Annotated in this window: 27 protein-coding genes; 8 read left to right on the forward strand and 19 right to left on the reverse strand. The window is 66.1% G+C overall.

What is annotated here, in order from left to right; genetic code table 11:
* Positions 1 to 20: 20 nt before the first annotated feature.
* The 3 genes from ACJH6H_RS23450 to guaB all read right to left on the reverse strand — a co-directional run bounded on the left by ACJH6H_RS23450 (position 21) and on the right by guaB (position 4,514).
* On the reverse strand, positions 21 to 1,745 hold the full coding sequence (locus ACJH6H_RS23450) for a GMC family oxidoreductase N-terminal domain-containing protein (protein ID WP_406775910.1): 1,725 nt from the start codon (positions 1,743 to 1,745) through the stop codon (positions 21 to 23).
* Between the two features lie 67 nt (positions 1,746 to 1,812).
* Positions 1,813 to 2,940, reverse strand: coding sequence for a GuaB3 family IMP dehydrogenase-related protein (locus ACJH6H_RS23455; RefSeq protein WP_406775930.1), 1,128 nt, complete (start codon positions 2,938 to 2,940; stop codon positions 1,813 to 1,815).
* A gap of 32 nt (positions 2,941 to 2,972) precedes the next feature.
* Positions 2,973 to 4,514 carry an IMP dehydrogenase gene (guaB, locus tag ACJH6H_RS23460; RefSeq protein ID WP_406775911.1) on the reverse strand — a complete coding sequence of 514 codons (1,542 nt, stop codon included), beginning with the start codon at positions 4,512 to 4,514 and terminating at the stop codon, positions 2,973 to 2,975.
* A 143-nt stretch (positions 4,515 to 4,657) separates the two neighbouring features.
* Between guaB and ACJH6H_RS23465 the strand changes: the two genes are divergently transcribed.
* Positions 4,658 to 5,062: a DUF5319 domain-containing protein gene (locus ACJH6H_RS23465; protein ID WP_020102483.1), complete on the forward strand. Its 405-nt coding sequence runs from the start codon at positions 4,658 to 4,660 to the stop codon at positions 5,060 to 5,062.
* A gap of 194 nt (positions 5,063 to 5,256) precedes the next feature.
* Here the strand turns inward: ACJH6H_RS23465 and ACJH6H_RS23470 are convergent, their stop codons facing one another.
* The 3 genes from ACJH6H_RS23470 to ACJH6H_RS23480 form a co-directional block, all read right to left on the reverse strand.
* On the reverse strand, positions 5,257 to 6,480 hold the full coding sequence (locus tag ACJH6H_RS23470) for an anti-sigma-D factor RsdA (RefSeq protein WP_406775912.1): 1,224 nt from the start codon (positions 6,478 to 6,480) through the stop codon (positions 5,257 to 5,259).
* Positions 6,473 to 7,051: a sigma-70 family RNA polymerase sigma factor gene (locus ACJH6H_RS23475; protein ID WP_406775913.1), complete on the reverse strand. Its 579-nt coding sequence runs from the start codon at positions 7,049 to 7,051 to the stop codon at positions 6,473 to 6,475. The genes ACJH6H_RS23470 and ACJH6H_RS23475 overlap by 8 nt, the downstream gene beginning before the upstream one ends.
* Before the next feature lie 88 nt (positions 7,052 to 7,139).
* On the reverse strand, positions 7,140 to 7,964 hold the full coding sequence (locus tag ACJH6H_RS23480) for a hypothetical protein (RefSeq protein WP_406775914.1): 825 nt from the start codon (positions 7,962 to 7,964) through the stop codon (positions 7,140 to 7,142).
* Positions 7,965 to 8,377: 413 nt separating this feature from the next.
* Between ACJH6H_RS23480 and ACJH6H_RS23485 the strand changes: the two genes are divergently transcribed.
* Positions 8,378 to 8,668, forward strand: coding sequence for a WhiB family transcriptional regulator (locus ACJH6H_RS23485; protein ID WP_029105464.1), 291 nt, complete (start codon positions 8,378 to 8,380; stop codon positions 8,666 to 8,668).
* Positions 8,669 to 8,753: 85 nt separating this feature from the next.
* Here the strand turns inward: ACJH6H_RS23485 and ACJH6H_RS23490 are convergent, their stop codons facing one another.
* Complete coding sequence (locus tag ACJH6H_RS23490; RefSeq protein WP_406775915.1) at positions 8,754 to 10,250, reverse strand: potassium/proton antiporter; 1,497 nt, start codon at positions 10,248 to 10,250, stop codon at positions 8,754 to 8,756.
* 94 nt (positions 10,251 to 10,344) lie between these two features.
* Here ACJH6H_RS23490 and ACJH6H_RS23495 point away from each other — a divergent pair, with 94 nt between their 5' ends.
* Entirely contained in the window at positions 10,345 to 11,004 is a 660-nt protein-coding gene (locus ACJH6H_RS23495) for a potassium channel family protein (RefSeq protein WP_406775931.1), read from the forward strand.
* Here the strand turns inward: ACJH6H_RS23495 and ACJH6H_RS23500 are convergent.
* Both ACJH6H_RS23500 and ACJH6H_RS23505 read right to left on the reverse strand, forming a co-directional pair.
* Entirely contained in the window at positions 11,001 to 11,684 is a 684-nt protein-coding gene (locus ACJH6H_RS23500) for a hypothetical protein (RefSeq protein WP_318986494.1), read from the reverse strand. The genes ACJH6H_RS23495 and ACJH6H_RS23500 overlap by 4 nt on opposite strands.
* The gene (locus ACJH6H_RS23505; RefSeq protein ID WP_346414586.1) at positions 11,677 to 12,150 is read right to left on the reverse strand and encodes a nuclear transport factor 2 family protein; all 474 of its coding nucleotides are present in this window, start codon (positions 12,148 to 12,150) and stop codon (positions 11,677 to 11,679) included. The genes ACJH6H_RS23500 and ACJH6H_RS23505 overlap by 8 nt, the downstream gene beginning before the upstream one ends.
* Positions 12,151 to 12,242: 92 nt before the next feature.
* Between ACJH6H_RS23505 and ACJH6H_RS23510 the strand changes: the two genes are divergently transcribed.
* Entirely contained in the window at positions 12,243 to 12,890 is a 648-nt protein-coding gene (locus ACJH6H_RS23510) for a TetR family transcriptional regulator (RefSeq protein ID WP_406775916.1), read from the forward strand.
* On the opposite strand, the gene ACJH6H_RS23515 is transcribed toward ACJH6H_RS23510, so the two are convergent.
* The 4 genes from ACJH6H_RS23515 to ACJH6H_RS23530 form a co-directional block, all read right to left on the reverse strand.
* Entirely contained in the window at positions 12,854 to 13,450 is a 597-nt protein-coding gene (locus ACJH6H_RS23515) for a DNA-3-methyladenine glycosylase I (RefSeq protein ID WP_406775917.1), read from the reverse strand. The genes ACJH6H_RS23510 and ACJH6H_RS23515 overlap by 37 nt on opposite strands.
* A 5-nt stretch (positions 13,451 to 13,455) precedes the next feature.
* Entirely contained in the window at positions 13,456 to 14,409 is a 954-nt protein-coding gene (locus ACJH6H_RS23520) for an aldo/keto reductase (protein WP_406775918.1), read from the reverse strand.
* Between the two features lie 60 nt (positions 14,410 to 14,469).
* Complete coding sequence (locus ACJH6H_RS23525; RefSeq protein ID WP_406775919.1) at positions 14,470 to 15,192, reverse strand: cysteine hydrolase; 723 nt, start codon at positions 15,190 to 15,192, stop codon at positions 14,470 to 14,472.
* Positions 15,193 to 15,315: 123 nt separating this feature from the next.
* Complete coding sequence (locus tag ACJH6H_RS23530) at positions 15,316 to 15,909, reverse strand: TetR family transcriptional regulator C-terminal domain-containing protein (RefSeq protein ID WP_406775920.1); 594 nt, start codon at positions 15,907 to 15,909, stop codon at positions 15,316 to 15,318.
* Between the two features lie 123 nt (positions 15,910 to 16,032).
* On the opposite strand from ACJH6H_RS23530, the gene ACJH6H_RS23535 reads away from it, so the two are divergent.
* Entirely contained in the window at positions 16,033 to 16,410 is a 378-nt protein-coding gene (locus ACJH6H_RS23535; RefSeq protein WP_406775921.1) for a nuclear transport factor 2 family protein, read from the forward strand.
* Between the two features lie 41 nt (positions 16,411 to 16,451).
* Positions 16,452 to 16,913, forward strand: a complete 462-nt coding sequence (locus tag ACJH6H_RS23540) for an OsmC family protein (protein WP_406775922.1) — start codon at positions 16,452 to 16,454, stop codon at positions 16,911 to 16,913.
* Positions 16,914 to 16,918: 5 nt separating this feature from the next.
* Here ACJH6H_RS23540 and ACJH6H_RS23545 read toward each other — a convergent pair whose 3' ends face one another.
* The 6 genes from ACJH6H_RS23545 to ACJH6H_RS23570 form a co-directional block, all read right to left on the reverse strand.
* The gene (locus tag ACJH6H_RS23545) at positions 16,919 to 20,140 is read right to left on the reverse strand and encodes a LuxR C-terminal-related transcriptional regulator (RefSeq protein WP_406775932.1); all 3,222 of its coding nucleotides are present in this window, start codon (positions 20,138 to 20,140) and stop codon (positions 16,919 to 16,921) included.
* Positions 20,141 to 20,281: 141 nt separating this feature from the next.
* Positions 20,282 to 21,385, reverse strand: a complete 1,104-nt coding sequence (locus ACJH6H_RS23550; protein WP_406775923.1) for a ferritin-like domain-containing protein — start codon at positions 21,383 to 21,385, stop codon at positions 20,282 to 20,284.
* An 86-nt stretch (positions 21,386 to 21,471) separates the two neighbouring features.
* A complete protein-coding gene (locus tag ACJH6H_RS23555) occupies positions 21,472 to 21,942 on the reverse strand; it encodes a hypothetical protein (RefSeq protein ID WP_406775924.1) in 471 nt (156 codons plus the stop codon).
* A gap of 52 nt (positions 21,943 to 21,994) precedes the next feature.
* Complete coding sequence (locus ACJH6H_RS23560; RefSeq protein WP_406775925.1) at positions 21,995 to 22,765, reverse strand: enoyl-CoA hydratase; 771 nt, start codon at positions 22,763 to 22,765, stop codon at positions 21,995 to 21,997.
* Positions 22,765 to 24,048, reverse strand: a complete 1,284-nt coding sequence (locus tag ACJH6H_RS23565) for an adenylate/guanylate cyclase domain-containing protein (protein ID WP_406775926.1) — start codon at positions 24,046 to 24,048, stop codon at positions 22,765 to 22,767. Before ACJH6H_RS23565 ends, ACJH6H_RS23560 begins: the two co-directional genes overlap by 1 nt.
* 38 nt (positions 24,049 to 24,086) lie before the next feature.
* Positions 24,087 to 24,461 (reverse strand): group 1 truncated hemoglobin, encoded by a 375-nt coding sequence (locus tag ACJH6H_RS23570; protein ID WP_406775927.1) that lies wholly within the window; start codon positions 24,459 to 24,461, stop codon positions 24,087 to 24,089.
* 202 nt (positions 24,462 to 24,663) lie between these two features.
* Between ACJH6H_RS23570 and ACJH6H_RS23575 the strand changes: the two genes are divergently transcribed.
* Both ACJH6H_RS23575 and ACJH6H_RS23580 read left to right on the forward strand, forming a co-directional pair.
* Entirely contained in the window at positions 24,664 to 24,834 is a 171-nt protein-coding gene (locus ACJH6H_RS23575) for a hypothetical protein (protein WP_212806835.1), read from the forward strand.
* Positions 24,835 to 24,892: 58 nt separating this feature from the next.
* The gene (locus tag ACJH6H_RS23580; protein WP_406775928.1) at positions 24,893 to 26,203 is read left to right on the forward strand and encodes a carboxylesterase family protein; all 1,311 of its coding nucleotides are present in this window, start codon (positions 24,893 to 24,895) and stop codon (positions 26,201 to 26,203) included.
* Positions 26,204 to 26,641: the final 438 nt, after the last annotated feature.

Consider the following 26,641-nt stretch of genomic DNA (forward strand, 5'->3'; position numbering starts at 1 on the left):
AAATCGTGCACAAATCCCTGCTAAACCGGGGTGATCGGGAGCCGGCGCAGGGCGCCGGGGGCGTCGGCCGGGACGACGGGACGGTCCGGCGCGATCGGTTCGATGCGACGGTAGGGCTCACCCTGCGCCGGGCGCACGTCGTCCTGCCCCTTGTTCGGCCACAGCGAAGCCGCGCGCTCGGCCTGCGCCGCAATCGAAAGTGACGGATTCACACCGAGATTCGCGGAAATCGCGGCACCGTCGGTGACGAACAGCGTCGGGTAGTTGTAGACGCGGTGATAGGGGTCGATGACGCCCGTCTGGGCGCTGTCGCCGATCGCCGCGCCGCCCAGGAAGTGGGCCGTCAGCGGGATGTTGAACAGCTCGCCCCAGGTGCCGCCGGCGATACCGCCGACCTTCTCGGCCATCCGCCGGGTCGCCTCGTTGCCGACCGGGATCCACGTCGGGTTGGGCTCGCCGTGGCCCTGCTTCGACGACATGATGCGGATGCCACCGGGACCGCGCTTGGTGAACGTGGTGATCGAGTTGTCGAGATGCTGCATCACCAGCGCGATCACGGTGCGCTCGCTCCACCGCTTGGGGTTGAGCAGACGGATCAGCTCACGCGGGTCCTCGCCGGCCTGGTCCAGGAACTGCTTCCACCGCGGCACGTCGGTGCCCTGCGGGCCGGCGCCGTCCGTCATGAGCGTCTGCAGCATGCCCATGGCGTTGGAGCCCTTGCCGTACCGCACCGGTTCGATGTGGGTGTCCGGCGTCGGGTGGATCGAGGACGTGATGGCCACGCCGTGCGTCAGATCCATGTCGGTGGGCACTTCGCGGGTCTGCGCGCCGACGATCGACTCGGAGTTGGTGCGGGTCAGCACGCCGAGCTTGTCCGACAGCTTGGTCAGCTTGCCGGTGTCACGCACCTTGAACAGCAGCTTCTGGGTGTTGTACGTGCCGGCCGCCACGATCAGGTACTTGGCGGTGAAGGTCCGCTTGCCGCGCCGCACCTTGCCGTTGGTGCGTCGGGTCGACACCTCCCACAGCCCGTCGCCGCGCTGCTCGAAGCTGGTGACCGTGGTGAGCGGATGTACTTGTGCCCCAGCCTTTTCCGCCAGACCGAGATAGTTCTTCACCAGGGTGTTCTTGGCGCCATGCCGGCAGCCGGTCATGCACTCGCCGCACTCGATGCAGCCGGTGCGGGCCGGGCCCGCCCCGCCGAAGTAGGGGTCCGGCACCGTCTTGCCCGGGGTCTTCTCACCGTCGGGACCGAAGAACACGCCGACGGGCGTCGGCACGAACGTGTCGCCGCAGCCCATGTCCTCGGCGACCTCTTTGATGATCTTGTCCGCGTCCGTGAACGTCGGGTTCTTGACCACGCCGAGCATGCGCTGCGCCTGCTCGTAGTGCGGCATCAGCTCCGCGCGCCAGTCGGTGATGTTCTTCCACTGCGCGTCGTTGAAGAACGGGTCCGGTGGGATGTAGAGGGTGTTGGCGTAGTTCAGCGAACCACCGCCGACACCCGCGCCGGCCAGGATCATGACGTTGCGCAGCAGGTGAATCCGCTGGATGCCGTACATGCCGAACTTGGGGGCCCACAAGAACTTTCGCAGGTCCCACGAGGTCTTGGCGAAGTCGGCGTCGGAATACCGGGGGCCGGCTTCCAACACTCCAACGCGGTAACCCTTCTCGGTGAGCCGGAGGGCGCTGACGCTGCCTCCGAAACCCGAGCCGATGATCAAGACGTCGTAGTCAGGCTCCATGGCAGAAGTATGGACCTACCGTTCGGTAACCAGCTACCAAGGTATGCCTAACTCGCTACCGCCGGTACTAGCTACCGACGGTCAGGCCCACCTTCTGGAACTCCTTGAGGTCGCAGTACCCGGCCTTGGCCATCGATCGACGCAGACCGCCGACCAGGTTGACCGAACCGAACGGGTCGTCGGACGGGCCATTGAGGACCTGGTCGAGCGAGGGACGCTCCCCCAGCGCGACCTGCAGCAGCGCGCCGCGCGGCAGCGACGGGTGTGCCGCGGCAGCCGGCCAGAACCAGCCGTCACCAGGCGCTTCGGCGGCGGCAGCCAACGGCGTGCCCAGCAGGACCGCGTCGGCGCCGCAGGCGATGGCCTTGGCCAGGTCACCCGAGGTGTGGATGTCGCCGTCGGCCAGCACGTGTACGTAGCGACCGCCGGTCTCGTCGAGGTATTCGCGCCGCGCGGCGGCGGCGTCAGCGATCGCGGTGGCCATCGGCACGCTGATGCCCAGGACCTCGTCGCTGGTCGTCGCGCCGTAGGTGGAGCCGTAGCCGACGATGACGCCGGCGGCGCCGGTGCGCATGAGGTGCAGCGCGGTGCGGTGATCGAGCACGCCACCGGCGACCACCGGCACGTCCAGCTCGGAGATGAAGGTCTTGAGGTTGAGCGGCTCACCGTCCTGCGCCACCCGCTCGGCGGAGATGATGGTGCCCTGGATGACCAGCAGGTCGATCCCGGCCGCCACCAGAGTGGGGGTCAGCGCCTGGGCGTTCTGCGGGCTGACCCGCACCGCGGTGGTGACGCCGGCTTCACGCACGCGCGCCACGGCGGCGCCGAGCAGCTCCGGGTCCAGCGGGGCGGCGTGAAGCTGCTGCAGCAGCCGCACGGCTGCCGACGGGTCGCCTTCCTTGGCGGCCAGCTCGACGACTTGGGCGAGCTTGTCCTCGACATCGCGGTGCCGGCCGATGAGGCCCTCACCGTTGAGCACACCGAGGCCGCCGAGGCGGCCCATCTCGATGGCGAATTCGGGCGACACCAGCGAATCGGTCGGGTGCGCCAGGACCGGAATCTCGAACCGGTAGGCGTCCAGCTGCCAGGCCGTGGAAACGTCCTGGCTGGAGCGGGTGCGCCGCGACGGCACGATGTTGATGTCGTCCAGTTCGTAGGTACGACGAGCGGTCCGGCCCATGCCGATTTCGACCATGTCACGCATGTGTTCTTTGACTTCCCTGTCAGTTAGCGCGAGGAATAGTTCGGTGCTTCGACGGTCATCGTGATGTCGTGCGGGTGGCTTTCCTTCAAGCCCGCCGCCGTGATCTGCACGAACTGCGCCTGCTGCAGTTGCTCGATGGTGGCCGAACCGGTGTAGCCCATGGCGGCCCGCAGACCGCCGGTGAGCTGGTGAATGACGGTGGACAGCGGACCGCGGAACGGCACTCGGCCCTCGATGCCCTCGGGCACCAGCTTGTCCTCGGACAGCACGTCGTCCTGGAAGTAGCGGTCCTTGGAGTAGGACTTGCCCTGACCGCGACCCTGCATGGCGCCGAGCGAGCCCATGCCGCGGTAGCTCTTGAACTGCTTGCCGTTGACGAAGATCAGCTCACCCGGCGATTCGGCCGTACCGGCCAGCAGCGAGCCGAGCATGGCGGTCGACGCGCCGGCGGCCAGCGCCTTGGCGATGTCGCCCGAGTACTGCAGGCCGCCGTCGGCGATGACCGGCACGCCGTAGGGCCGGCACGCGGCGGTCGCCTCGAGGATGGCGGTGATCTGCGGGGCACCGACACCGGCGATGACGCGGGTGGTGCAGATGGAGCCGGGCCCGACACCCACCTTGACGGCGTCGGCGCCGGCCTCGCACAGCGCGGCGGCGGCCGAGCGGGTGGCGACGTTTCCGCCAACGACCTCGATCTTCTCGCCGACGGCCTTCTTGAGGCGGGCAACCATGTCCAGCACACCGCGGTTGTGGGCGTGCGCGGTGTCGACGATCAGGACGTCGACGCCGGCGTCGGCCAGTGTCATGGCACGGGTCCAGGCGTCGTCACCGACACCGACCGCGGCACCGACCAGCAGACGGCCGTCGCTGTCCTTGGTGGCCAGCGGGAACTGCTCGGTCTTGACGAAATCCTTGACGGTGATCAGCCCGGTGAGCTTGCCGTGTCCGTCGACGATCGGCAGTTTCTCGATCTTGTGGCGGCGCAGCAACCCCAGCGCGGCCTCGGCCGAGACACCCTCCTGAGCGGTGATCAGCGGAGCCTTGGTCATCACCTCGGCGACAGCCTTGTCCTGGTCGACCTCGAAGCGCATGTCGCGGTTGGTGATGATCCCGACGAGCTGCCCCGTCGTGTCCACGACGGGCAGGCCGGAGATCCGGAAGCGGGCGCACATGGCGTCGACCTCGGCCAGGGTGTTGCTCGGCGAGCACGTGACCGGGTCGGTCACCATGCCGGCCTCGGACCGCTTGACGGTCTCGACCTGCGCGGCCTGCTCGCTCACCGGCAGGTTGCGGTGCAGCACGCCCATGCCGCCGGCACGGGCCATCGCGATGGCCATCCGCGACTCGGTGACGGTGTCCATGGCCGAGCTGACCAGCGGCACCCGCAGCCGGATGTTGCGCGTCAGCTGGCTGGACGTGTCGGCGGTGGCCGGGATGATGTCGGACGCCGCAGGCAGCAGCAGAACGTCGTCGAAGGTCAGCCCGAGCATCGCGACCTTGGTCGGATCGTCACCGCCGGTCGGCACCGGAACGGAGATGGGAACGCTGCTTTCAGCGATCGACATGGGTGGGGCCTCCAGGGCAGACACAGTCGTGGAACTAAAAAGCCATCCTATCGGCCCAGACTGCGTGCAACGAACTCCACTCTGTGGCGGCTCGCCGGGGTAACGGCTGGCGCATCGTCGGGGGTGATAAGTAGGGTGGACCTGTGCGTGACCACCTGCCGCCGGGCTTGCCACCCGACCCGTTCGCCGACGATCCCATGGACCCGTCGGCCGTTCTGGATGCGCTGGAGCCCGGACAACCCCTGGACCCGCAGGAACGCATGGCCGTCGAGGCCGATCTCGCCGATCTGGCGGTGTACGAAACACTGTTGGCGCACAAAGGCATTCGCGGTCTCGTCGTCTGTTGCGACGAGTGTCAGCAGGACCATTACCACGACTGGGACATGCTGCGGGCGAACCTGCTGCAGCTGCTTGTCGACGGCACCGTCCGTCCCCACGAGCCGGCCTACGATCCCGAGCCTGATGCTTACGTGACGTGGGACTACTGCCGCGGTTATGCGGATGCGTCGCTCAACGAAGCGACCTCCGAGCACGACGGCTACCGCTGATTTTTTGTGTTGACGTGCTGGATGTCACGTCTGGCCATGTTGAAGTTGCGCTGAGGGCGAAATCCGCCGAGTAGACGGAGCCGTGGCCACAGGCTCAACGGCCAAGCCGCGGCCCCTCCGCGTTGATCCTGCGGTCCAGGCGCAAAAGGCCGAGTAGACGGCGCCGTGGCTACAGAGTCAACGGCCGAATAACCTCAGTGCTCCCCGTGTCCCGATCCTGACGGGGCTTGCGTCGTCGTCACGACGGACCGCTCGCGGGTCGGCTCGGGCTGCGCTTCCTTGGTCGACGGCGCCGCAGTGGGCTGCACTGCCGGGGCTGTCGGTGCGGGTGTGGTCACCGCGGGCACTTCGACGGTCGGGGCGACGGTCGTGACGGTCTGCGCGGGCGCCGGGTTCTGCGTCGAGGGCGCGACCGTGGCCGTTGGTGTGGCAGTCGCAGTCGGCGGCTTGGTGACGACGGGCTCGCTCGAGGGCACGGTCGCAGTCGACGACACCGTGGACGGCGCCGAGGTAACCGTCGACACCGACGACGACGGCACCGACGTGACGCTCGAGCTGCTCGCCGACGGAGAACTGGCCGTCTCGGTCGAGGACGTCGCGCTCGTAGAAGAAGACGTGCTCGTCGGCTCCGAGGCCGAGGTCGACGTACTGGTCGACGTCGTGGACGTGTCGGTCGAGGTGGCCGTCGTGGACGACGAGGTGGTCGTCGACGTGCTGGACGACGAGGTCGACGACGACGTCGTCTCCACCACCGGGACCGGCAACAAGGTCAGCGGCGAAGACGGCAGGACCGGCATCGGCTCTCCCGGCGGGGGCAGCGTCGCGGCGGGGTTCTGCTCAACCACCTTGTAGGTCAACGCATTCCACTGCTGGATCAGCTGTTGCTTGTGCTCTGGGGCGTCGACGCTCTGCACGGTCGGGCTCAGCGCCTGGAGCTTCTCCTGCGCCTGCTGCCACTGGCCGTTGTCGATCAGCTGCTGCACTTGCTGCATCTCGGTCTGCGCGGCCAGCATCACCTGGTCGTCGCGGCTGGCCTTTTCGGAGCCGAACATCGCCGTGTGCAAGCCGTACAGCGACGAGTTCGGCCCGGCGGCGTAGATCGCGGTGCCGAACCCGCCGAGGCACAGCAGCGCGGCCGCGACGGAGCCGACGATCGTCAGCGATGTCCGAGATTCCTTGCGATGCAACCCGTTCTGCAGGGCCGCGACGGCGTCACGGGCCGTGACGGGCGTCGTCACCGCGGGTTCGCGGATGCTGTCGCGCCAGTCGGCGAGCAGGAATGCCAGCTCGGCTTCGGTGGAATCCGTCGAGTACGCGTGCTGGTCGGCAGCGAGCGCGTCGAAGAATCGGTCGACGCGTCGAATCTCGTTGAGCGAGGGGTCGCCGCCGCCCGGCGGCCATTGTCCGGAGTCAGGCATGGCCGCGCTCCGTCGAACCGATCTCGGTCTTCAACCGCGCCAACGCGCGGTGCTGCGCGACGCGGACGGCGCCGGCGGTGCTGCCGACGGCCTCGGCGGTCTCCTCGGCGCTCATGCCGACGACGACGCGCAGGATCAGGATTTCGCGCTGCTTCTCGGGCAGCACGGCCAGCAGGCGGTTCATCCGGGCCGCCGAGTCGGCGTCGATGGCCAGCTGTTCCGGACCCAACTCCGCCGAGGGGCGGTCCGGCAGATTGTCGGTGGCTTCAGCGCGGTTGCGGCCGGCGGCACGATGCGCGTCAGCAACCTTGTGAGCGGCAATGCCGTACACGAAAGCCAGGAACGGCCGTCCCTGGTCCTTGTACCGCGGCAGCGCCGTGATCACAGCTAAACACACCTCCTGAGCCACATCGTCTGCGGAAACACCCTGGCGTTCGCCGACCCCGAAGCGCGCACGGCAGTACCGAACGACGATCGGGCGGATGGTTTCCAGCACCTTGCGGAGCGCGTCGCGATTGCCGGCAACTGCATCAGCAACGACAGCATCGAGACCATCTCCCGAAAATGTCATCGTGGGCGCAATCTCCAGCGTTACGGACGAGGCAGTGCCGTGGTTGGTATGTCAGGACAACAGTAATGACTGGTGCGGGCTGCCAGATTCATCCCGCCCATCGCCCGCCGCGGCCGCGCACGGTGTCGGCCGCCGCATCACGGATCTCTGCCATCGCTTCCGGGCTGTGCCCGGCGCTGCCGATATCGCTCAACAAACAGCCCAATGCCCAGGTCAGCGGCACCAACCCGAACTGCTGCGTCCGTTCCAGAGCGGCGTCGGCGATGCGGCGGGACTCGTCGAACCGGCCGGCGCTGCACAGCGCCGCCGAATATACGACGTCGGTTTTCACGGCGTGGCGCGGCGAACCGAGGTCGCCGACGAGCTGCCGGGCACATTCGGCATGGGCGACGGAGTCCTCGCCACGACCGCTGACCATGGCCAACTCTGCGCTCACCCAGGCCAGCCGAACCCGCTGACGCGGCACCCCACTGTTGTCGGTGTCGACCGCGGCCCGCTCGAGCAACCGCTGCGCCACCGGGAAGCGGCCGATCCCGAGAGCATCGGCAGCCAGGCCGACGAGGGCGTCGGCGCGCGCCTCAGCGGCGTCGGGCCGATGGGCGACCAAGGCCCACGCGCGCCCGTCAGCAACCCGGGCGAGGCGATGCCAACCGAGCTGCCGGAGAAACGACGCACGGGTGCTGTGCGCCAGCGACAGCAACGGACCACGACCGCGTCGCGCCACGGCGTCGAGATCGGCGGTCGCCGCGGCGTATCGACCCTGACCGCCGGCGGCCACGGCGCGCAGCCACAGTTCGTCGGCCGAATGCGCCGCGGGCAGGGGCCAACACGGCAGGTTGTTGCCAAAAGCGGCGTCATACAAAGGGACGGCTGGCGGGTCGACAGTGCCCGTCCTGGTACCGGTTGCGGTCATCGAGTCAGCACGGTATCAATGCCGCACCTTGGCATGGCCGCCTTCTCTCGCCATGCGAGTTCGGGAGCTTTGGTTAATAATTAATGCTGGCCGTGTTAACAGCATGTCAACGACTTCCAATTCCGCCACATATTGACAGACGTGGCGAACTATCGCGAACTGCCGAAACAGGTGGGTTGCGCCAATATCGCCACCATCCGTTTCGTTTCCAAGGCATCGCGCAGATGAACGTGATGTAAATTCTTGACCTGCGCTTATGGGGTTTCGCACAGAGCGCGGCTATTGACGGAATTTGCCGAATCCTTCTACTTTGTGTGCACGAGTTGTCATCGGCGACAAGTTCTCGGGTCATTTGCAGATCAACGCGTATCCACAGATTTCCAAAAAGGATGCGCGGGGAGGAGTCATTCCCAATGCCACAGCCGCAGCAGCTTCCCGGACCCAACGCCGATATGTGGGATTGGCAGATGCACGGCGTTTGCCGTGGCGTCGACTCAGCGGTGTTCTTTCATCCCGATGGCGAGCGCGGTCGGGCTCGGGCCCAGCGCGAAATGCGCGCCAAGGAAATGTGCCGGGCCTGCCCGGTGATCACTCAATGCCGGTCGCACGCCCTGGCCGTCGGCGAACCGTATGGCATCTGGGGCGGGCTCAGCGAAGGTGAGCGCGAACTGTTGCTGAAGCGGGGCATCCGCCGCGCGTCGTAGTCCATCTCCACCGAATCCGCATTCCGGCGGGGCGTTCCTCGAACTTCGCTGCTGGAATGCGGTTTCGGCGCAGTAGTCGCAGCCGTCAGTCCGGCTCACCGTATTCATCGAACCAATAGGCAAGTTTCCCGCGGCGGCTCACCGCACGCAGTCTGCGCTCGGTGGCCTCACGGGTGGTGCTGGTGCTGACGATCAGTAGTTCATCACCGGCTTCCAGCCGTGTGTCGGGCTGCGGCACAAAGGTATTGCCCTTGCGGATGATCAGCGTGATCACGCTCGGATCAGGCAGCCGCAGTTCCAGCACCGTCACGTTGTGCAGCCGCGACTGCGGCAGCACCGTCAGCGTCAACAGCTCCGCGTCGAGCACGTCCAGCGGCGCCGCTTCCACCTGAATCTCCCGGGTGACGTCGCGCCGAATCAACCCGAGCCGGTGCGCGATCGGCTTCAGACTCGGCCCCTGCACGAGCGTGAACACCACCACCAGCACGAACACGATGTTCAGCAGCCGCTGGCTGTCCGGCACTCCGGTGACGATCGGGTAGGTGGCCAGCACGATCGGCACAGCGCCACGCAGTCCGGCCCACGACAGGAAGGCCTGCTCCCGCCAGGGCACCCGGAAGCCGATCAGCGACAACACCACCGACAACGGCCGGGCCAACAACAGCAGCACCAGGCCGATGACGACGGCCGGCACCAGGTCGTCACCGAGCTGGCTGGGCGTCACCAGCAGGCCGAGCAGGACGAACAGACCGATCTGGGCCAGCCAGCCCAGCCCCTCGGCGAATGACCTGGTGGCCGCGCGGTGCGGCAGCCCGGAATTCGCGAGCACGAGGCCGGTCAGGTAGGCCGCGAGGAATCCGCTGGCGTGCGTGACCCCGCAGGCCGCGAAGGCCACCGTGCCCAGCCCGAACGTGGCGAGCGGATACAGCCCCGACGCCGGCAGCGCGATCCGGCGCAGCGTGACGGCACCGAGGTAGCCGCACAGCAGACCGATCGCCGCACCGACCGCCAGCTCGTAGACCAGATCGAGCAGCCCGTGCACCGGATGGAAGGCCAGCGGAACCACGCTGAACATCAGGACGAGGATGACGGCGGGGGCGTCGTTCAGACCGGACTCGGCTTCCAGGAGACCCGCCAGCCGCCGGGGCAACGGCAGCACGCGCAGCACGGAGAACACCGCGGCGGCGTCGGTCGACGAGACGATGGCTCCCAGCAGCAGCGCCAGCTGCCAGTCCATGCCCAACGCCAGATGCGCGCCCGCTGCGGTGACGGCCGTGCTGACGGCCACGCCGACGGTGGCCATGACCGCGGCCGGCGCCAAACTCTTGCGGACGTCGCTGAACTTGGTGGTCAGACCACCCTCGATGAGGATGATCGCCAGCGCCGCGGTCCCCAGGTCCCGGACCAGGGCGACGTCGTCGAACCGCAGCCCGATGCCGTCCTCGCCGACGAGCACGCCGAGGCCGAGGAACAGCAGCAGACTGGGCAGGCCGACGCGGGTCGCGAGTCGCGTGGCGACGATGCTCGCCAACAGCACCAGTGCCCCGACGAGCAGCACCCGGTTCAGCTGCTCGAGCGTCATCAATCCCCCATTCCGGTGTGCGGCCGAAGCAAATGTATCTGGGAACTCGCTGCGGAACGCGGTAGGCGACAATGACTGCGTGAGCACCCGGGGCATGCGCGTGGCGATCGCCGGCGCCGGCGCGGTGGGCCGGTCGGTCGCACAGGAACTCGTCGCAAACGGGCACAAAGTTCTTCTGATCGAGCGCGACATCCGCAAGTACGAGCCGCGCACAGTCCCCGAGGCCGACTGGCTGTGGGCCGACGCCTGCGAGGTGGCCGCGCTCGAGGAATGCGGCATCGAGATGTGCGACGTAGTGATCGCCGCGACGGGCGATGACAAGGCGAACCTCGCGATGGCGCTGCTGGCCAAAACCGAGTTCAACGTCCCGCGGGTGGTGGCGCGCGTGAACAACGTCGCCAACGAGTGGTTGTTCACCGACGACTGGGGTGTCGACGTTGCGGTGTCCACACCGCACGCGATGGCCGCCGGCGTCGAGGGCGCCATCGACGTCGGCCACCTGGTTCGGCTGATGGGCCTACGTCAGGGCCACGCGAACCTGACGAAATTCACGCTGCCGCCGGACAGCCCACTGATCGGACGCACCATCGGGGACATGACCCTGCCGCCGAACACACTGCTGGTGACCGTGCAGCGCGGCAGCAGGATCATCGTGCCCAAATCCGGCGACCACTTCGAGGATGGCGACGAATTGCTTTTCGTCGCAGACGAATCCGTCGACGGCGACATCCGCGACCTCATCCACGGCGGCTAGAGCGCGTAGCAGTACCTACTCGTCGGCACCGAGTCGAGGTTCGTGTGGGCGCCGAAGCGCATCACACTCTCGACCATGAGCGTCATCCGCCGCTGCAGTTCCGCGTCGTCTCCCCCGCTGCCGTAGAATGCGTGCACGTCCGTCATTGCTGCCATGTGGAACAGTTCCTCGACGACGGCGTCGACCCGCTCACTGCCGTGCACCGTCCGCAGGACGCGGTTCTGCACATAGCCGAAGGTGTCCTGGGTGTCGATCGCGACACTGGTGTGCTGCCCCTGCCAGATCTGGAGCCAGTCGGCCGGATCGAGGTCCGCCGGGATGCGCAGGAAGCCGAGCTGCGCCAATGCCGTTGTCCGGACCCCGTTTTCCACGACGGGTGGCTCCAGCCGCACCGTCTCCTCGACCTCCCAGCCGGCGCTGCGCTGAGAGATCGCGGCCAGCAGATCGGAGATGGGGTCCGGGTCGACACCGGCGTCGGTCCACACACTGACCACCGCCGGGACCGGGTTGTCGAAGGTGGTGATGCGCAACATCGCGGCCTCCACGTCGGCATCGTCGACGTTGATCTGCAACCGGTTCACACCGGCCGCCTGCAGCAGCACGTGCAATTGCGTCGAATGCAGGGCGGTGTCCAGACCCGAGCCCCACAGGGCGTAGATGAGCTTCACGCCGTCAGCCATGCTTGGCGGCCATCGGCTGGGCCTGCATGACACCGCCGGCCTGCAGCCACTCACCGACGACGCGCGGTGCATCCCGGACCGGGTTGTAGACGTCCTCCTCCGAGGAGAACAGGTTGTCCCCCGCGTAGACGAGGCGGGTGATGTTGGGGAAACCGAACACCTTGCCCGGCTCGGTCGGGTGGTCGAGGGCGTTGATGATCTCGGTGACGATCGCCCCGTTCTCCTCATCGATCGCGACCCAGGTGTGCGGGAATCGCATGTGCGGGAACGGCTTCATGACGCCGATGATCCACTCGCGCACCGCCTCGCGGCCGTGCATCTCGCCGTAGGCGTGCTCGATGTAGTGGACGTCCTCGGTGAACAGATCGGCGAACGGCGCCCAGTCCCCCGTGCTCGAACAGACCTCGACGACCTTGGTGTAGTGATCGAGCGCGGCCATCAGCTCGTCCCGGGTGAAGCGTGGCATGTCCAGACCTCCAAGATAACTAGAATCAATTTCAGTTCCGGGACTCTACCGAACAACTAGAATTCACTCCAGACCCAAAAAGGAGCTGCACCTTGGCAAGAATCGCCGAACCTCGCCCGGCCGCCGAGCCCAGCTCCGCCGTGCAGCAGCAGCGGCGCGACGCGATCCTCAAGGCCACCGCAGCCCTGGCCGCACAGAAGCCCGCCGACCAGGTCCAGATGAACGAAGTCGCCCGCGCGGCCGGGGTCGCCCTCGGCACGCTGTACCGCTATTTCCCGTCCAAGACCCACTTGTTCGTCGGCCTCATGGCCGACCGGGTGGACCGGATGCAGGAGGGCATCGACCGCCGGAAGGCCCCGGCCGGCACCGCGGCCGACCGCGTGTTCGACGTCCTGTCCCGCGCTACCCGCCCGATGCTGCGCCAACCGCATCTGACCGCCGCCATGCTCAATTCACTGAACACCGCCGATGCGACGGCCGTGGCCGAGGTGGGCCACATCGACCGCCAGGTCCGCAGCATGCTGCTGACCATCTGCGGCGTGGATGATCCAGGGCCACAAGATATTTCGTTGATGCGACTCGTCCAGCACACGTGGCACGGCATCCTGCAGTCCAGCATGAACGGGCGAATCTCCGCCGACGAGACCGAAGACGAAATACAATTGGCCTGCCGCTTGATCCTGGCCCCGTTGTCCGACCGCGATCAGCCCGATAAGGCCAGGAAGCAACCTTCGAAGTGACCGTTCTCGATGCCCGCGGTCTGCATGAACGAATGCGCAACGACGGGCCCGACCAACCGAAACCCGTTTTCCCGCAATGCCGCTGACAGCCGAACAGACTCCGGACTTGTCATTCTGCCGTCAGCCCAGCTCCTGATTCGGTAATGCCGCCGCGGCTGATGCTGCCAGGACAGCTCCGACAGCGAGCACGTCGCCAGCATTCGGGCATTGTGCACCGTGGCCTCGATCTTGCGCCGATTACGAATGATGCTGGTATCAGCCATCAAACGCTCGACGTCGTCGGCCGTCATCGCAGCCACGGCCTCCGGGTCAAATCCGCGAAAGGCGTTGCGCAGGTTGCTCCGTTTATCGAACACGGCAACCCATGACAACCCGTTCTCGAAATACGTCAAGGCAAGCAGTTCGAACAAGGCGGCGTCGCCATGCGTCGGCACACCCCATTCCTGGTCGTGATACGCCCTCAAATCCCGGCCGGTTTCGGTCGCCCATCGACATCTCGTCACACCGTCGGCGGCGGTGACCACGGTGGGTAGCGCCGACGACATCCCGACGCCGGCCATTGCTCTCATCTCACGCCGGACGGAACTTCGGCAAACCCCGGTTCTCCACCGTCGACGACGGAATTGAACCGGATGCGGGTGTCCAGCTCATTGATTGCCTCGATCGCGGTGTCGGGAAGCGCTGTGACGTCGAAGTTTTCGATGATCCGCGAGGGCGTGACCGATGCCGTGATGACTGCACTGCCGCGCTGGATACCCCAGGCCAACAGAATTTGCGCCGGCGTCTTACCGAACTGCCGCGCCAGCGAGATGATCAGCGGGTCGTCGAGCAGACGCGGTTCCAGAGCACGTCCGAGCGGCGCGAAGGCCAGCAAGATGGTTCCGTGAGGCTTGCCGAGCTCGTGCAACTCCCACTGAGGGTGGTACCGGTGCGATTCGACCTCGACAACCGCCGGCTTGATCCGCGCGAAATTCAGCACCTCCTCGGCCTTCTCGGCGCTGACGTCGGAGAGGCCGATCGCTCCGACAAGTCCTTCATCGACAAGGCTTTCCATGGCGGCCCAGGTTTCGGCCAAGGTGACCCCGTTGTCATAGATCACCTTTCCGTGGACATCGCGCGGGTCTTGGTCATCGCCCGGCTGGAACGCGAACGGGGTGTGCACCAGGTACAGGTCAAGCGTGTCGAGCCTCAGCCGATTCAGGCTGGCCTGCAATGCCGGCTTGACCCGTTCCGGGCGGTGGTTGTTGTTCCAGAGCTTGCTGGTCACGAACAGGTCTTCGCGGCGCACGGTGCCGTTCGCGAACAGCTCCTTGAGCGCCGCGCCGACCTGCGCTTCGTTGCGGTACCGCTCGGCCGCGTCGAGGTGGCGAAAACCTGCTTCGACGGCAGCCTTGACCGCAGCTTCTGTCTTCGTGCTGTCGGACAGCAGAGTCCCGAAGCCCAGGGCCGGTATGGCACCGCTGCCATTGCTCAGCGGGAAGCGTCGCTGCCGTAGATCGTCGTTCGATGTCATGGTCATATCTCCAAGTTCGATGAGGTAAAGATTTGGAAAGTGTTCGGGTGCTGGGTATTTCGCAGTTCAGTGGCTGCCATCGGCGCTCCCGTCGATGTTGGCGACGGCCGCAGCGGTGGTCCATACCGCGCTCGCCAGGTAGCGGAAGTTCACCAGCGCGGCCAGATACCCGTCACCTTCGGGCAGGCGCGGTCCGGCCGTGGCATCCTTGACCACGGCCACCTCGAAGCCCTGTTCGACGAGTTCGCGCAAGTGGCCCTCGACACACAGGTTGGCGGCCATGCCGGCCAGGATCACCTGCGTCACTCCGCGCTTACGTAGCTGCAGCACAAGGTCATTCGACTCCGGACCGACGATCTTGTGGGGTGAGGTGATGACGGTGCGGCCGTCATGGATGTGGCTGCGGTACGCGGGCAGGAAGTCCGCGCCGGAGTCGGCGAAGCCGTCCATCGTGTAGGCGCCGGCACGCGCGAACATCCCGACACCACCCATGAATTGCTCGAGCGGGTCGCCGAACCGCCACTGCCCATCGGTCGGATAGAAGTAGTGCGGCGAGACCACGACAGTGAGCCCCGCACGCTTGGCCGCATCGAACAGCTCGCCGATATGGGCGACGGTGTTGTTCTCCTCGACGCTCGGCCCGAACACCGACCACGACACTCCATCGGGACTGAGGAAGTCGATCTGCGGGTCGGTGACAACGAGCGCCGCGCGCGCATGGTCGAGCACGAAACCGGAACTCGGCAACGCGGGATGGAGCGGCTCGGCGTAGTTCGCCTGGTCTGTCATGGGACGGCCTTCGCGATCGGTGGATGTCGGTACCTAAACAATAGATGACCGGTCGTCTATGTATCAAGAGTCGTCGACAGTGGTGTGCGTGACAGGCCGGATCAGCGCGACAACAAGGCCGGATCAGCGCGACAACAAGGCCGGCAGCGTGACAGCTTCGAATCGGTCGTAGGGCGCGCGGCTGCGGGTGACCTTGCCCCGTAGGGCGGCGCCCTCCCACGCCTCGATCAGCGCCGAGGCCAACTCGGACGCTCCGATGTCCGTGGCGATCTCACCAGAACTCCCCTGCCCTGATCGCACACAGTCCGCAAGCGCCCCGTCCCAGCGTTCGAGGATGCGGGTCAGCTCAGTGCGCACCGGCTCACTGGAACCACCGAGCTCCAGCGACATGTTGCCGATCAGACAGCCGAGCAGGAAGTCCGCGGATTCGTGCTCGTCGGCAAGCGCGTGAAAAAACCGGGTGATGCGCTCGTGCGCCGATCCATCGCCGTCCAGCAGCGGCAGTATGCGCGCCTCGATATCGGACCAATAGTGCTCGAGGATCGCCGCCGCGAATCCTTCCTTACTGGGGAAGTAGGCATAGAACGAACCTTTCGGCACACCCGCGGCGTCGGTGATCTCCTTGACACCACTGGCAGCGAAGCCGTGTGCATGAACCAGATCGAGTCCCGCGGCCAGCAGGCGGCGGCGGACTTCGGGATTCGACGGGCGGGGCACCCTCGCGATATTAGCCGACCGGTCGACTATCACGGCTCGCAGTAATTGGTGATTGATCGAAGGCGCCCGCGAAACCGGCGGTCCCACGGCTAACGTCGTCGCCGAAGCCCAAGGAGAACCCCGATGCGCGACGACGACGTGGAAGCCGCACTACGGCGGCACTGGGCCGCATCCGACGCCAACGACTTCGCGACAGAGCACGAAATCTACCGTGACGACGCGGTTCTCGAGTATCCCCAGTCAGGCGAACGAATTCGCGGGCGGCACAACATCCAGGCATCCCGCGCCGCACAACCGAACGCGAAGCACTTCCAGGTGCGGCGCATCGTAGGATCGGGTGAGCTGTGGATCACCGAGCTGGTAATGACGTATGACGAGCAACCCTTCTATACGGTGAGCATCATGGAGTTCTCCGGCACCGAGGTCGTGCGCGAGACCCAGTACTTCACAGAGGCATTCGAGGCTGGTCCCTCTCGGGCCCAATGGGTCGAACGAATGTGACGCCAACCGACCGCGACGCAACAACCGATGAGGAGACTTCGATGACCCAGCAAGCCGACCAGGCTGCAACCTCGCCCGAAGGCACCGTCACCGTCGCCGAGAGCGGCGCGGGGACCTACACGCAGGACATCATCGCCGGCGGTCATCGGTTGATCGCCGACGAGCCCCGCCCGTTCGGCGACGACGCCGGACCGTCGCCCTATGACCTCCTGCTGTCCGCCCTGGGTGCCTGCACCTCGATGACGGTACGGATGTACGCGGACAAGAAGGGCCTGCCGCTCGAACAGGTGCGAGTATCGCTGCGGCACTCCCGGATTCACGCAAAAGACTGCGCCGAGTGCGAGACGCAACAGGGCATGGTCGACCACATCGATCGTGATATCGAGTTGGTCGGCGACCTCGACGACGATCAGCGGGAGAAGCTGCTGGCCATCGCCGAACGCTGTCCCGTGCACCGGACGCTGACCTCGTCGGTGCACGTCTCCACGTCTTTGACGGAGTAACCAGCTCACGTGTGCCGCGCGGCTTCATTCACCAACTGAACGCGCGACTCGAGCCCCAATTTCGCGTACACGTGGGTGAGATGCGTCTGTACCGTCCGCGGCGAGATGAACAGCTTGGCAGCAATGTCTTTGTTGGACAGGCCATCACTGACCTGACGCACGACATCGTGTTCGGTCGGAGTCAACGATTCCCAACCGGTCGCGGCCCGCTTGCGCGCGCCGCGGCCGCGCTGGGCGAAGGCAATGGCCTCGTCGGCTGACATCGATGAGCCTTCGTTCCACGCCGCCTGAAACTGCGGTTCGCCGAGCAGGTCTCGTGCGGCCGTTTGTGCGGCCACGACGTCGTCGTCGTAGATCCGGTACCGCACAATGCCATTGCGCTGCCGCATTGCTTCGGCCGCGCCAAATAGGCGGGCGGCGTGTCGATGCGCACCGGTGCCAACGGCGAGCTGAGCCAGCCGTTCGACGATGTCGGGCAGCCGGATGAATCCCCGGACCTGCGCTGCGATCGCCAGAGATTCGTGGGCATCGCTCTCGGCCTGTTCCCATTCACCCTGCGCGATGGCCACGCGCGAACGCGCGTGCAGCGCAACCATCTTGTGCCAGCCCGACACCATGGCAACGGTGTCATCAGCCCATCGCCGCGCCTCCGCGAGCTCACCGCAGGCCAGTAACGCCTCGGCCATCGGATTGAGGCTGCGAATGAAGAGCTGCCGCTGCGGCACCGTGCGCTGCCAACACGTTTCACACGCTGCTCTCGCGGCGGCGCCGTCGCCGGCAGCCAATGCGGTGAAAGCCATAACCGTGTAGATGGCGTCTTCGGCCCAACCTCCCATGGCTGCGGAGGTTTTGAGCGCGACATCGTTGCACGCGCGAGCTTCGGCGAGCCTGCCCCGAAACGCATGGACATGCGCCAAGCCGATGTTGGCCAGGCAGACCCTGAATCGCTCCTCCGGGGCGCTGCCCACCGTCAGCGGGCGACAGGTGCGGTCCGCCTCGTCGAGCTCGCCCAGTGTGAACAGGGTGATGCCGAGCCAGCAGCGGATGTTCCACGACATGAACCGGTCGCCGAGCTCATCGGCGATATCGCGCCCCTCTTCCGCGGCCGCCCGGCTGCCCGGGTCACCCCCGAAGGGGCCGGCAATTGCCTGGGTGAGCCGAATCTCACAGAGTGTCCGCCGATCACCACTTTCCCGCGCCGCGCGGGCGGCCTCGTCCAGGTACGCCCGACAGGTCTGCACATCGATCAACGTGAGGTTTCCGCAGGCGTTGAGTACCGCGGCGATCAGCGACGGGTCGCCCAGCTTTCGCGCGACCGACAACGCCGCATAGACCCGCTCCAGGTCGGCCGGGGCCACTGCCCACATCGACAAGACAGCATGGTTGGCCACGGCATGTACCCAGTTGCGAGGAGACACAGCGCCCGGCTGCTCGGTCAGCGCCGCATCAAACCACGTCAGGCCCTCGTGGAATCGTGCCTGTGCGATCCAGAACGGTTGCAGCGCAGAGGCCAGCCGTAAGGCCGTTTCGACATCGGCGACTTCGAGGCTCCAGCCCAATGCTGCCCGAACGTTGTCGTACTCACCATTGGCCCAGTCGGACAAAAGATGTGGCGCGGTACAGGTCGCCTTGTCCGTGTAGTAGTCGCGGTGCCGGTCTCGAACGGCTGCGGCTTCGCCCGATTCGCCGAGCTTTTCCAGCGCGTACTGCCGCATGGTCTCCAACATCCGGTACCGCATGCCACCGGCACCGTCATCAGAGACAACCAGCGACTTGTCGACCAACAGACCGATCTGGTCCAGCACTTGGAATTGCTCGACGGAACTGCTGCCGCACACCGCCTGTGCGGCCTCCAGGTCGAATCCACCCATGAATACACCGAGCCGGCGGAACAGCATCCGTTCGGGCTCGCTGAGCAACCCGAACGACCAGTCCACCGACGCCCGCAAGGTCTGCTGCCGCCGCACCGCAGTGCGGGCGCCCCCGGTCAGTACCCGGAAACGGTCTTGCAGGCCCAGGGCGATCTGGCCGAGGGACCGCGCACGCACTCGGGCCGCGGCGAGCTCGATGGCCAGCGGCATGCCGTCGAGTCGGTGGCAGATGTCGTGCACCCGTTCTACGTCGTCGCCAGAAAGCCGGAACCCTGGACGGGCCCGCTGCGCCCGGTCGAGGAACAACTCGACCGCCTCGTCCGCCAATCCGAGCGACGGAACCCGCCAGATCACCTCTCCGGCAAGACCGATGGGCTCCCGGCTGGTCGCCAGAACCGTCAGCTGCGGGCAGCCGGTGAGGAGCGTCATCACCAGTTCGCCGCAGCAGTCGAGCACGTGCTCGCAGTTGTCCAGCAACAGCAACACGTCTCGGTCCCCGATGAACCTAAGCACGATCTCTACCAGCGAGCGGCCCGGTTGGTCAGGCAACCCCAGGGTGTGCGCGACGGCGACTGCGACCACCGCGGGGTCGGTGATCGGTGCAAGGTCGACGTACCAGACACCATCCGGGAACTTCTCGGTCAATTGGGACGAAACTTCAATGGCCAACCTGGTTTTCCCAGCACCACCCGCGCCCGTGAGGGTCACCAGACGATGTTCCGTGAGACTCCCGCGCAGTTCGTCCAGCTGTGCGCTCCGTCCGATGAAGCTGGTCAGTTGCGCCGGAAGGTTGTGCGCCCTGGCCGCTTTCGCGACGCGAAGCGGCGGAAATTCGTTGATCAGGTCGGGATGGCACAACTGCATCACGTGTTCGGGCCGTGGCAGGTCACGAACCGGATGACGGCCCAGATCGGCCAGCCAGGCTGCGTCCGGCAGGCGGTCGATGACCAAATCCGCTGTGGTACCGGATAACACAGTCTGTCCACCATGGGCCAGATCCCGCAGCCGGGCGGTGCGATTGATGGTCAGGCCGATGTAGTTGGCTTCATCGCGCAACTGCACCTCACCGGTGTGGATACCGATACGCAACCGGATCGGGTCAAGCGCCGCCCGTTGTAGATCCAGCGCGCAGGCGACGGCGTCACTGGCCAGGCCAAAGGCGATGACGAAGCTGTCACCCTCGCCCTGCTCGAGCGGTCGCACGCCATGATGCGGTGCCACCAGCTGTGCAAGCGTGCGGTCAAGGCTCGCGAACGCGGCCGTCATGTCGTCGGGCTGCGCTTCCCAGAGTCTGGTCGACCCCTCGACGTCAGCAAGCAGCAGCGTGACCGTGCCGGTCGGTATCAGCTCGCCCATAGCCAGATCTCCGCAGTTCAGCAGCGCCGCGTCAGTGTCGATCATGCTAACGAGCATGCGGCGTCGGTAACCGCGGAACATCGACACAACCGCGTAGCAGCTCGAAGGAGGGGGTCGTATACGTCCCCGCGCGCCTGGCCTCTAACTCGCCGCCTGAGCGATGATCTGATTCACTTCAGCTGCCCGGACAGCCATTTCAGCGTGGGCCTTGTCGAGCGCCTCGGCCTGATCCTCGTCGGCCTTCATCATCGACTCGATGTCGAAGCCGGCCATGTCCAGCACGCCCATGTCGGCGAAGGCCTGCTGCACCTTGGGACCCCACAGCCCAATGTCCTTGACAATGGGCACGATTCGGCTGAACAGATGCGCGCGGAACTGCTTCATCATGGGCGCCGAGGTATCGACCCACTCGGCACACGCCTTGACGTCGAGCCCGAGGGTCTCGAAAACCTCTTCGCCGCGGAACCGGTCCCGCATCAGGTAACAGGCGTCGACGACGAACTCTTCGCGTTCGCTCCGCTCCGCCTCGGTGATCCCGGAGTAGTAGTCCTTCAACGAGATTCGGCCGAACGCCACATGCCGGGCCTCGTCCTGCATGACGTAGGCCAGCACCTGTTTTGCCAGCGACCCCGGCGCCGCCAGGTCGCGCTGTACCCCGAACGCGGCGAGCGCGAGGCCCTCGATGAGCACCTGCATGCCGAGATAGGGCATGTCCCAGCGCGAATCCCGCAGGGTGTCCTCCAGCAGGAGGTTCAGATTCTTGTTCATCGGGTAGACGAGGCCGACCTTCTCCTGCAGGAACCGGGAGAATGTCTCGACGTGCCTGGCCTCGTCCATGGTCTGCGTGGCCGCGTAGAACTTCGCATCGAGGTCGGGGACGACCTCGACGATCTTCGCCGCGCACACCATCGCCCCCTGCTCGCCGTGCAGGAACTGCGAGAACTGCCAGGCTTGCGAGTGGCGCTTCATCTCGGCGCGGCGCTTCTCGTCGGCCGCTTCCCACATCGGGCTGCCGAACAGCGGATGGAACTCGTCGGGCAGGCCGATCGGGTTCATCGGATCGACATCCAGCGACCAGTCGATACGCGACTGGGCGTCCCACTGCTTGTCCTTGCCCTTCTGGTACAGGTTCAACAGGCGCCCGCGGCCGTCGTCATATTCCCAGGTGAAGCGTGCGTCGCCACCGCTCGCGACGTCCCAGGAGTACGGCGTGGGCACTTCCGTGTACTTGTCCTTCGTGGTCACGAGCGGCCGCCTCTCTGCCCCGATGTGTCCGGATAGAAATATGACTCACATCACAGTGCGCCGCGGGCGGCCGAACCGTCAACCACTCAGCCCAAGTCGTAATTCTCACGCGAGACGCGGATGAAGTGCCCGGTGGCTGTGTCGGTGCAGGTGACGCCTGCCAGCTCGCTGGTGCAGGTGATCGAACCTTGAGTGAAGGTCTGGCCGTAGTCGAGCGTCTTGAGGTTCGCGGCGGTGAAGTTGCTCGCGCCTTCGTAGCATCCGAGCTTTCCGGGATTGCCCTTGCTGACGTAGAACTGCAGACCGCCAAAGTTGAAATTACAGGCCCGGCCGTAGGGACCCATCGTGGATGCCGGCTGCACCCAGACATGTTCCCGCACTTCGCAATTCACGCCAGTGCCGTCGGAGTAGATGTCACACCCGATGTTCCCCGACGGGGTCACGAATTCATGGTTGGCCGGCACCGGGCCGCCACCGCCACAGGCGTTCGCCACAGCGGCGAGTGGCAATGCTGCGGTGGCCGCGACCGAGAGCGCCGCGATCAGAATGGTCTTCATGGCCACAGCGTGGTGCGCGGGCCTTGGCGGATTCTTGGCGCACGCCGCCACATCAGTGGGGCGGGCGCTTCTCGATGAACGCCAGCACGCCCTCGAGTGCGCTCGGGTCCATCATGTTGCAGGCCATCGTCGCGCCGGCATCCGCGTAGGCGGCTTCGATCCCGACTTCGAGCTGGCGGTAGAACAACGACTTGCCCATCGCGACGGCGACGGCAGGCTTGGCGACGATGCTCGCGACAACGGCCTCCACTTCGTCGTCGAGCGCTTCCGGCGCCGCCACCCGGTTGACCAGTCCGAGGGCTTTGGCTTCGTCAGCCGCGATGAACTCCCCGGTCACCAGCATCTCGAAGGCGGCCTTGCGCGGGACGTTGCGTGACAACGCGACTCCCGTTGTGGCACAGAACAATCCGACGTTGATGCCACTGACGGCGAAGCGGGCGTCATGGCTCGCCACCGCCAGATCGCACATCGCCACGAGCTGACAGCCGGCCGCGGTCGCCCGGCCCTGAACCCGCGCGATCACCGGCACCGGCAACCGCTGGATCGCCAACATCACCGCCGTGCATTGGGCGAACAGGTCCTGGTAGTACTCGAGCGACGGTTCGGCGCGCATTTCCTTGAGGTCGTGACCGGCGCAGAAGGCCCGGCCGGATGCCCCGAGGACGACGGCCCGCACCGTCGCGTCGTCCGTGAGTGCAGCGAACGCCTCCCCCAGTTCCGTGAGCATCGCCTCGGACAGGGCGTTGAAGGCCTGCGGCCGGTTCAGCGTCAGCGTGACGACGCCGCGGTCGTCGCGGTCGTGCCGCAGCAGCGGTTCACTCATCACCGGGCGCCCTCCAAGAAGTACGTTGTCATGCGTCCCTTGCCCTTGACCTCGACCACCTGTGGGTCGCTGAATGCGTAGCGGTGCGCCAGCAGCGCGTGTGTGGACGCGGACACCTGGATGCGGTGCGGGCGGCCACTGGATTCCATGCGGCTCGCGGTGTTCACGGTGTCGCCCCACAGGTCGTAGATGAACTTGCGCTGCCCGATCACGCCTGCGACCACCGGACCCGACGAGATGCCGATCCGCATCGAGATCGGACTCGGCCAACTCGATGACAGGCCGGTGACGGTGCGCTGCATGTCGAGGGCCAGTTCAGCCATCGAGGCAGCGTGGTCCGCGTCGGGATTGGGCAGGCCCGCCACCGCCATATAGGCGTCACCGACCGTCTTGATCTTCTCGATGCCGCGCCGGTCGCAGAGCTCGTCGAAGGCGCGGAACATCGTGTCCAGCAGCTGCACCAGCTCCTCCGGCGTCAGCGTCTCGGACAGAGGGGTGAAGCCCACAATGTCCGAGAACAACACGCTGACGCTGGGCGCCGAGTCGGCGATGGTCAGCGCGCCGTCGCGCAGCCGGTCCGCGATCGGTGCCGGCAGCACGTTGTAGAGAATCTCCTCGGTTCGGGCCCGCTCTCGTTCGACTTCACGCTGCCGCAGGAAGTCGATGCGCCGCAGCCGCTCCAGCGCATAGGCGATCAGCACGCTGATCGCGGCCAGTCCCGCGATCTGCGGTGCCATCGTGCCGAGCTCGTTCAGGTTCCCCCGGGCATTCGGCAGCTCCAGGCACACCACGACGAACACCACCGTGTTGGCCAGGGCGGCGTGCATCCGCAGCCGCAGCAGACCGACGGCGCCCAGCAGCGTGACGGTGGCCGAGGTCATCAGGTACTGGGTCGGGAAATCGCCGATGCCGGCAAGCACCGGGACGAGCAGCACCTGGACGATCGTCAGCTGCACGACCGCGGCGACCTGCAGACGGTCCTGAAGCGTTCGAATCCGCCGGATCGCCACGATCCCGAGCAGGAAGATGGCGATGGTGACCACGCGGACGATCAGCGCGCCGGGGACGAAACCGTGCAGGACAAGGAAATCCACACCCGCGTACACGACGGTGAACAGAACGCCGACCACCTGCGCGAAGGTCACCGCCCGCAGGCCGTTCGCGTCGTCGTGTGCCCGGAACTCGCGTTCGGAGTCGGCGTCGTCGAACTCCAGCATCCACTTGCGCATATGAAGCTGGGCATGCCGCTCCTGCACCCAGCACCGCACCGCTTGCGCATCCACAGGGCGAAACTAGCTGAGACCCGGGTCGACCGGGACCGCTATTCGACGATGTCGTCGCGGTAGCGCTCGAAAAGCGCCAGGAACTCCGCCCTTTCGGCGTCGGGCACGCCGTTCTTGAGCAGTGCCGCGTCAGCATGCTTCATGTTGGCGTCCCATTCCGCAGCCGAGATCGCCAGTCCCGCATGGGAGGTCAACATGTCACGCCCGATGTAGTAACACGGCCCGCCGGTCAGCTCACCCATCTGATCGACGAGCAGCTGCCGGGCTCGCATGTGCGAATCGGTGCTGCGGCCCGACCCGAAACGTGCGAACGCCGGGTCCGCTCGCAACAAGGCGAACATGTCGTCGATGATGGCCGCGATCACGTCGTAGCCGCCCAGCCGGCGATACAGCGATGGCGTCGTCTCGGTCATGATGCCCTCCTCTGACGCAAGCATCGCGCCGGCGGCGAGGACGGTGCAGGCAAATCGCAGATATTCCCTGTACGGCTACCGCGTCCGTCACAAAAGACTTAATTCTGCCAACCGTGCATCAAATCCTGCCGATCGGAATGGTACTGCCGCACAACCGGTTTCAACCATCAGAGCACCACAACAACCGAAAAAGGGGTTCAAAATGAAGAAGTTCGGCTTTGCCACTCTGATCGCATCCAGCATGACCGCCGCCGTCCTGGGTCTGGCCGTCCCCGCGCAGGCCACCACCGGAACCCCGATCGGTCCCCACTACAGCGTCGACAACCACGACAACACCAACACCAGCAACGGTTTCGTCGACCAGGCCTTCTGACCGCCCGACCAAGGACCCCCGATCCGCCCGGATCGGGGGTCCTTCATATTGTGAGCCGATGGCGGCCACGCGCATCGACATCGGCGGCACCACCCTGCAGGCGATCGAAAACGACGGCGTGGTGGTCGCCCGCGGCACTCCCTATGCCCGCGCCGACCGGTTCGCCGCCCCGGAACTGGTCTCTCCCGGCGCGGACGTGATCGACGCAACCAAGCGCGGACCCGCGTGTCCTCAACTGCCATCCCGACTGCAGTCCGTCACGGGCGCCTTCGTCGACAGCCTAACCAAGAGTGAGCAGTGCCAAGTGCTCACCGTCACCGCACCCGCGGATGCCGAAAGTCTGCCGGTGATGGTGTGGTTTCACGGCGGGGCCTACGTATCGGGTGGTGGCGAATCCCCGAAGTACGACGCTCAGACGCTGGCAGCCGAGGGACAGGTCGTCGTGGTGACGGTCACCTACCGCCTCGGCATCTTCGGCTACCTGAACATCCATGACCCGGCGACGCAGAACCTCGGCCTGCGTGACCAGATCTGCGCTCTGCAATGGGTACGCGACAACATCGCGGCGTTCGGCGGCGATCCAGGCCGCGTCACGGTGTTCGGCCAGTCCGCCGGCGGCGATTCCGTTCTGTCGCTGATGTTGTGCCCGGAGACAGCGGGACTCTTTATCCGGGCCATCCTGCAGAGCGCACCGCTCGGCCTGCCGCGCGAGCGCGCGGCGATGGCCGCCGCGATGCGCAAGGCCGCGCTGGTGTCGTTGGCGGGCGTGCCGGCCATGGAAGCCGACATTGAGCAGCTGCTCGCTGCGCAGGTTGCCGCGTTGACAGCCGCTCAGCCGTTCGGCCGGGTCGCCATGATGGCCTACGCACCGATTCTCGGTCACGCACCGCTGGTTTCCGCCGAACAATTCGAGTCGCAGATCGCCGACGCGGCAACGCGTGTCGAGATCCTGGTCGGCTACACCCGTGACGACGGTCGACCCTTTGTGTCGATGGATCCGCGGGCCGCCCGCGCACAGCGGTTCGGGCCGCTCGGCGCCGCGCTCACCACGCTGATCGGACGCAACATGACGCGCACCGAGTTCGGCAGGCCGGCAATCGATCTCGCCCGTGGCTGGGAGCGAGCGGGTGGACGAGCAGCGACCTTCCGCATCGACTGGGTACCACCGCGAGCTCCGCTGGGCGCCTGCCATTGCATCGAGCTTCCGCTGCTCCTGGGTGCAGTGGGCGCGTGGACGGACGCACCGATGCTCGGCCCCGAGCCACGCACCGTCGACGAGGACCTCGGACGTGAAATGCGTTCGGTATGGGCGCGTTTCGCGTACGACGGCGTGGCCGCCCTCGGGCAGACACAACTCGTCTTCGGGTAAACGAGAGCACCCCCGACCCATCGGGACCGGGGGTGTTTCGTTGGAACTACTTAGTGGGCGTGACCGTGGTGGCCGTGCCCGTCATCGGCTTCCTCGGCCGGCTTGTCGACGACGGCCGTCTCGGTAGTCCACTATTGCAGCCCGAACGAAGAGGGCATTGATAGTCACTCAACTATCCCCGCGTCACCGAGGCTATGACCTCCCCCGAGCGGCAGCATGCCGCGACTACTGCGAACGCCGCGGCTGGGAGGTTGTCGACGTCGCCGAAGACCTGGACGTTTCCGGCGCCGTTGATCCGTTCAACCGCAAGAAACGACCGAACCTCGCCCGCTGGGTGGCCGGCGAAGCCGAGCAATTCGACGAGCAATGATCAATACCTGTGGATGAGGCCCGAGGAGGCGGCCTGAAAGTGGGCGCACCTTCCCGAGGATGATCATC

The organism is Mycobacterium sp. SMC-21 (genome assembly GCF_045310825.1).
Taxonomy (GTDB): Bacteria; Actinomycetota; Actinomycetes; order Mycobacteriales; family Mycobacteriaceae; genus Mycobacterium.